Origin of the sequence: Clostridioides sp. ES-S-0010-02, assembly GCA_020641055.1 — a bacterium.
Classification (GTDB): Bacteria; Bacillota; Clostridia; order Peptostreptococcales; family Peptostreptococcaceae; genus Clostridioides.
The window spans coordinates 128,514-135,000 of the sequence record CP067345.1 but is presented as its reverse complement, the minus strand read 5'-3'; the positions used below and the strand labels follow the sequence as shown (position 1 = coordinate 135,000).

The window sequence follows — 6,487 nt, the reverse complement described above, 5'->3', positions numbered from 1 at the left end:
TTGAAAAGCTCGGGGATGACTTGTGGGTAGCGGTGAAATTCCAATCGAGCCCGGAGATAGCTGGTTCTCCCCGAAATAGCTTTAGGGCTAGCCTCAAGGTGAGAGATACGGAGGTAGAGCACTGAATGTCCTAGGGGTATTGCACCTACCGAAGACTATCAAACTCCGAATGCCGTCATCTTATACTTGGGAGTCAGACTGTGGGTGATAAGATTCATAGTCGAAAGGGCAACAGCCCAGATCGTCAGCTAAGGTCCCTAAATGTAAGTTAAGTGGTAAAGGATGTGGGATTGCACAGACAACCAGGATGTTGGCTTAGAAGCAGCCACTCATTCAAAGAGTGCGTAATAGCTCACTGGTCGAGTGATCCTGCGCCGAAGATTTCCGGGGCTAAAACTTACTACCGAAGCTACGGCATCAGTAATGATGGGTAGGGGAGCTTCCCATACGGGTTGAAGCATGACCGTAAGGACATGTGGACAGTATGGGAGTGAGAATGTTGGCATGAGTAGCGAGATGTGGGTGAGAATCCCACAGGCCGTAAACCCAAGGTTTCCAGGGGAAGGTTCGTCCGCCCTGGGTTAGTCGGGACCTAAGCTGAGGCCGAAAGGCGTAGGTGATGGACAACAGGTTGATATTCCTGTACTACCGATAACCGTTTGAGAGATGGGATGACACAGTAGGATAAGCTAAGCACACTGTTGGTTATGTGTGCCCAAGCATTGAGGCAGTCAGAGTAGGTAAATCCGCTTTGATAATGCTGGGATGTGATGGGGAGCGAAATTTAGTAGCGAAGTAGCTGATTTCACACTGTCAAGAAAAGTCTCTATCGAGGTTAAAGGTACCCGTACCGCAAACCGACACAGGTGGGTGAGGAGAGTATCCTAAGGCCCGCGAGAGAACTGTTGTTAAGGAACTCGGCAAAATGACCCCGTAACTTAGGGATAAGGGGTGCCACCATACGGTGGCCGCAGAGAATAGGCCCAAGCGACTGTTTACCAAAAACATAGGTTTCTGCTAAGTCGCAAGACGATGTATAGGAGCTGACGCCTGCCCGGTGCTGGAAGGTTAAGGGGATCTGTTAGAGTAATCGAAGCAGTGAACTTAAGCCCCAGTAAACGGCGGCCGTAACTATAACGGTCCTAAGGTAGCGAAATTCCTTGTCGGGTAAGTTCCGACCCGCACGAAAGGCGTAACGATTTGGGCACTGTCTCAACAACAGACTCGGTGAAATTGTAATTCCGGTGAAGATGCCGGATACCTGCGACAGGACGGAAAGACCCCATGGAGCTTTACTGTAGCTTGACATTGGGTCTTGGTACTACATGTACAGGATAGGTGGGAGGCTTTGAAACCAGGACGCCAGTTTTGGCGGAGCCATCCTTGGGATACCACCCTTGTAGTACTGGGACTCTAACCATAGGCCATGAATCTGGTCTTGGGACACTGTCAGGTGGGCAGTTTGACTGGGGCGGTCGCCTCCCAAAAGGTAACGGAGGCGCTCAAAGGTTCTCTCAGTACGGTCGGAAATCGTACGTAGAGTGTAAAGGCAAAAGAGAGCTTGATTGCAAGACATACAGGTCGAGCAAGGATGAAAATCGGACTTAGTGATCCGGTGGTTCTGCGTGGAAGGGCCATCGCTCAACGGATAAAAGCTACCCTGGGGATAACAGGCTTATCTCCCCAAGAGTCCACATCGACGGGGAGGTTTGGCACCTCGATGTCGGCTCATCACATCCTGGGGCTGTAGTAGGTCCCAAGGGTTGGGCTGTTCGCCCATTAAAGTGGTACGCGAGCTGGGTTCAGAACGTCGTGAGACAGTTCGGTCCCTATCCGTCGCAGGCGTAGGAAATTTGAGGAGACCTGTCCTTAGTACGAGAGGACCGGGATGGACGTACCTCTGGTGTACCAGTTGTTCTGCCAAGGGCATGGCTGGGTAGCTATGTACGGAATGGATAAGCGCTGAAAGCATCTAAGCGCGAAGCCAACTTCAAGATAAGATTTCCCACCGCAAGGGTAAGACCCCAGAAAGACTATCTGGTTGATAGGTCGAAGGTGTAAGTGCAGCAATGTATTTAGCTTATCGATACTAATAGGTCGAGGACTTGACCAATATTTATTTGATGTTCATTGATTAAAATATATATGTAGTTTTTAGAGTGATAACTCTAAAGAATCTAGTTTTATTAGTTTCAAAAACTTAATAGTAATATTAAGCATAGAGATTATGTGGTTACAATAGCAGAGAGGATACACCTGTTCCCATTCCGAACACAGAAGTTAAGCTCTCTAGCGCTGATGGTACTTGGTGGGAAACTGCCTGGGAGAGTAGGACGTAGCCACGTAGTCTTTTTTTATTGTTTGCTATAAAATCTAAAATTAAACAGAATATAAACTCTGTATTGATTTATACTAAGATAAAATATAGAATTATATAATATAGACAAAAAGTTTTGATTTAGAAAGAAGGTATGATATGAATTCTAATGAAAGAAGAAACAAATTAATAGATATTTTAAAGGAATCCAAGCATCCTGTAAAAGGTGGAGTGCTAGCAGAGCTATTAAATGTAAGCAGACAAGTAATAGTACAAGATATAGCGCTTATAAGAGCTAAAGGTTTTGAAATAATAGCGACACCTCAAGGATATATAATATATAATCAACCATATTTTTCCAGACAAATAAAATGTAAAAATCATAGAAATCCCCAAGAAATTTATGAAGAACTAAGAATTATTGTAGATTTGGGTGGAATTGTAAAAGATGTTATTGTAAATCATCCGACATATGGTCAAATAACTGCGGAACTTAATATTTATTCTAAAATGGATATAGATGATTTTATGATAAAAGTTGAAACAAATGAGTTTAAACAATTATCAGTTTTAACAGAATGTAGTCATATTCATACAATTGAAGCACTCAAAGAAAAAACTATTGAAGATATAATAAAAAAACTAGATGACAGTGGAATATTATCATAAGGAGGAGTTAAATGAATTTTTTGTCATTGGCTAAGACTACTTCAACAAATAGTAATATAACGAAGAGAACTTTAGAAAATATGCTTAATAATTTCAGTGATAATATACCAAATATTATATATGCAATAACAATATTTATAATAGGTATTTATATAGCTAAGATAGTAAGAAAGATGGTTTCTAAATTTCTAATTAAATATGGAATGAGTAAAGGTGTAAATAATTTTATTGTATATGGTATATATATATCAATGCTATCCATCATATCACTGATAAGTTTAGGTATTATAGGAATACAAACTACATCAGTTGTAGCGGTCTTAGGAGCAGCTGGATTTAGTATAGGATTAGCATTTAAAGAAATATTATCAAACCTAGGTTCAGGCATGATTATTTTGTTTTTTAAGCCATTCAATATAGGTGATTATATTCAAGGGTCAGGTGTGGAAGGTACAGTTTCTGATATACAAATATTTAGCACTGTTCTTAAAACTCCAGATAATAAAACTATAATAATACCAAATTTTCAATTGACAAGTAATAATATAATTAATTACACACATCAAAATAAAAGAAGAATAGATTTTTCGTATAATATTTCTTATGACAGCGATATAGATATGGTTAAATCTATATTAAATGAAATTTTTACAAATGAAAAAAGGATACTAGATGATCCAAAGCCAATCATAGGGTTAAACTCTATAGGTAATAATACTATGCAAATAGTTGCTAGGCCTTGGGTTAAAACTGATGATTACTGGGATGTATACTTTGATATAATGGAAAAAGTTAAAAAGAAATTTGATGAAAATAAAATAGAAGTTCCATTTATTCCTGCTTCATTATTGTTTAATAACACAAGTAATTTAAATTCTTTAGATAAAAGATAATATTTTAATTAAACAAAAAAATCAAATTCAAGATAACAAATTAAAGAAAATTCTAAAAAAAATTGAATAATAGTATTGAAAGATGTTAATATATATAATATAATGATTATCAAATAAAACAATTAGTTAAAAGCATTGAAAGAAAATAGTAAAAAACAGGTTGTATTCAGAGAATGAGTGGATGGTGAGAACTCATTACAATGGTTTTTGAATCTACTCTAGAGCTTCTAGTTAAAGCTAGACGTTTACCTACGTTACAGGTCTGAGAGGATTGTACATATGGGTATAATCAATTAGGGTGGCAACGCGGATAAAAGATTTTCGTCCCTTTTATAGGGTAAACGGAGGTCTTTTTTTATTTTCAAAATTTGTTTAAACTAAGAATTTGCAGTTAAAAATGTTTTAATTTAAATTGGAATTATTAATTTATATTATAAAAATTATTAGGAGGAATTAATATGTTAGATATTAAAAGAATAAGAGAAAATTTAGATGATATTAAAAAAGCTATGGAAATAAGAGGCGAAAAAGAATTCGACCTTGATGCTGTAGTGGAATTAGATAATAAAAGAAGAGAGATACTTCAAGAAGTTGAAGTTATGAAAAATGAATTAAATGTAAACTCTAAAAAGATACCACAATTAATAAAAGAAGGAAAAGATGTAGAAGAGGAAAAAGCAAGATTAAAAGAATTATCAGACAAGATAAAAGGTATTGATGAGAAAGTAAAAGAAGTTGAAGGAAAAATGGAATATGCATTGATGAGAATTCCAAATGTACCTCATCCAGATGTGCCACAAGGTGAAACAGATGAAGATAATGTTCAAGTAAGAACTTGGGGAGAACCTACAAAATTTGATTTTGAACATAAAGCTCACTGGGATATAGGAACTGGTTTAGGGATATTAGACTTTGAAACAGCTGGAAAAATAACTGGTTCAAGATTTACTTTATATAGAGGATTAGGTGCTAGATTAGAAAGATCTTTAATGAATTTCTTCTTAAATACTCATACAGCTAAACATGGATATACAGAAGTTTTACCTCCATTTATGGCTAATAGAAATAGTTTTATAGGCACTGGCCAACTTCCTAAATTTGAGGAAGATATGTTTAAAATAGAAGGGCTAGAGTATTTCTTAATACCAACAGCTGAAGTACCTGTGACAAATATACATGCTAATGAGATATTAGATGTTGCAGAACTTCCAATAAAATATTGTGCATATACTCCTTGCTTTAGATCTGAAGCTGGTTCAGCAGGAAGAGACACAAGAGGTTTAGTTAGACAGCATCAATTCAATAAAGTTGAATTAGTTAAATTTGTTAAACCAGAGGATTCTTATAAGGAATTAGAATCATTAACTCATGATGCTGAAACTATGTTACAAATGTTAGGTCTTCCATATAGAGTTGTAAGAATATGTACAGGAGACTTAGGATTTACAGCTGCTTTTAAATATGATTTAGAAGTTTGGATGCCAAGTTATAATAGATATGTAGAAATATCTTCTTGTTCAAACTTTGAAGATTTCCAAGCAAGAAGAGCGGGAATAAGATTTAAAAGGGATAAAAAATCAAAAGCAGAATATGTTCATACATTAAATGGTTCTGGATTGGCTATAGGAAGATGTTTAGCTGCTATATTAGAAAATTATCAACAAGCAGATGGCTCTGTAGTGGTTCCAGAAGAATTAAGACCTTATATGGGTGTTGATGTTATAAAATAATTATGTATTAATATTATATAAGTGATAATATATTTTAAGATTAAAAATATACTGTAAGTAAATAGTAAATTAGAAAAAGTTATGAGATTTAATAATTTCATAACTTTTTTATGTTAATATATATAATAGAATATTCATCATAAAAAGCTAAATATTTTCATAAATCAACATTTAATTAGACGTTGAAAAAATTTTTTTAGGTTAATTTAAATTAAATGTAGCTATGTATAGCAATATATTAAATAAACAAAATAAAATTAAGTTGAATTATAAAATGAATTATGATAAGATAAGTTTGTTATAAGTTTTGGGAGGAATTATGGAAAGTTCATTTTATATGAAAGAAGCATTAAAAGAAGCATATAAAGCATATAATAAGAGAGAAACACCAATAGGTGCTGTTATAGTTAAAGATAATCAGATAATAGCAAGGGCTCATAACCTTACAGAAACATTGAAAGATTCTACAGCTCATGCAGAAATTTTAGCGATAAAGCAAGCATCAGAAAAATTAGGTGGATGGAGATTGACAGATTGTGATTTGTATGTTACACTAGAGCCTTGTATAATGTGTAGTGGTGCAATAGTTAATTCTAGAATAAAAAAGCTTATAATAGGGACAAGACATATAAAAAATTCATATATAGAGAAACAGCATGAGTTTAAATTAGATTATTTTGATAATAATAATGTAAAAGTGGCTTTTGATGTTTTGCAAGAAGAATGCTCGATCATATTGCAAGAATTTTTTAAGGCATTAAGAAAAAGAGATTAAGGAGAGGTGGTCGAGTGGTCGAAGGCGCTCGCCTGGAAAGCGAGTATATGGGTAAAACTGTATCGTGGGTTCAAATCCCACTCTCTCCGCCAGAAACAATAAA

The 6,487-nt window shown here is 35.3% G+C and carries 4 protein-coding genes, 1 tRNA gene, 2 rRNA genes and 1 other annotated feature (1 of these 8 running past the window's edge); all 7 genes read left to right on the top strand.

Annotation, left to right across the window (positions count from 1 at the left end; translation table 11 throughout):
* Positions 1–2,113, top strand: a 23S ribosomal RNA gene (locus JJC01_00995) (it extends 784 nt beyond the left edge of the window).
* A gap of 115 nt (positions 2,114–2,228) precedes the next feature.
* Positions 2,229–2,345: ribosomal RNA gene (gene rrf, locus JJC01_00990) — 5S ribosomal RNA — on the top strand.
* A 131-nt stretch (positions 2,346–2,476) separates the two neighbouring features.
* Positions 2,477–2,986 carry a transcription repressor NadR gene (locus tag JJC01_00985; GenBank protein ID UDN58486.1) on the top strand — a complete coding sequence of 170 codons (510 nt, stop codon included), beginning with the start codon at positions 2,477–2,479 and terminating at the stop codon, positions 2,984–2,986.
* Between the two features lie 11 nt (positions 2,987–2,997).
* A complete protein-coding gene (locus JJC01_00980; protein UDN58485.1) occupies positions 2,998–3,879 on the top strand; it encodes a mechanosensitive ion channel in 882 nt (293 codons plus the stop codon).
* 126 nt (positions 3,880–4,005) lie between these two features.
* Positions 4,006–4,211: a binding site (T-box leader), on the top strand.
* A 126-nt stretch (positions 4,212–4,337) separates the two neighbouring features.
* Positions 4,338–5,609 carry a serine--tRNA ligase gene (serS, locus tag JJC01_00975; protein UDN58484.1) on the top strand — a complete coding sequence of 424 codons (1,272 nt, stop codon included), beginning with the start codon at positions 4,338–4,340 and terminating at the stop codon, positions 5,607–5,609.
* 319 nt (positions 5,610–5,928) lie between these two features.
* Positions 5,929–6,384, top strand: a complete 456-nt coding sequence (locus JJC01_00970; protein UDN58483.1) for a nucleoside deaminase — start codon at positions 5,929–5,931, stop codon at positions 6,382–6,384.
* Positions 6,385–6,476: transfer RNA gene (locus JJC01_00965), tRNA-Ser, on the top strand. It begins immediately after the preceding gene.
* Positions 6,477–6,487: the final 11 nt, after the last annotated feature.

Excerpts from the sequence above, each read along its gene's own strand:
- JJC01_00970 (UDN58483.1), top strand. The coding sequence starts at position 5,929 with ATGGAAAGTTCATTTTATATGAAAGAAGCATTAAAAGAAGCATATAAA.
- JJC01_00980 (UDN58485.1), top strand. The coding sequence starts at position 2,998 with ATGAATTTTTTGTCATTGGCTAAGACTACTTCAACAAATAGTAATATA.
- JJC01_00985 (UDN58486.1), top strand. The coding sequence starts at position 2,477 with ATGAATTCTAATGAAAGAAGAAACAAATTAATAGATATTTTAAAGGAA.
- serS (UDN58484.1), top strand. The coding sequence starts at position 4,338 with ATGTTAGATATTAAAAGAATAAGAGAAAATTTAGATGATATTAAAAAA.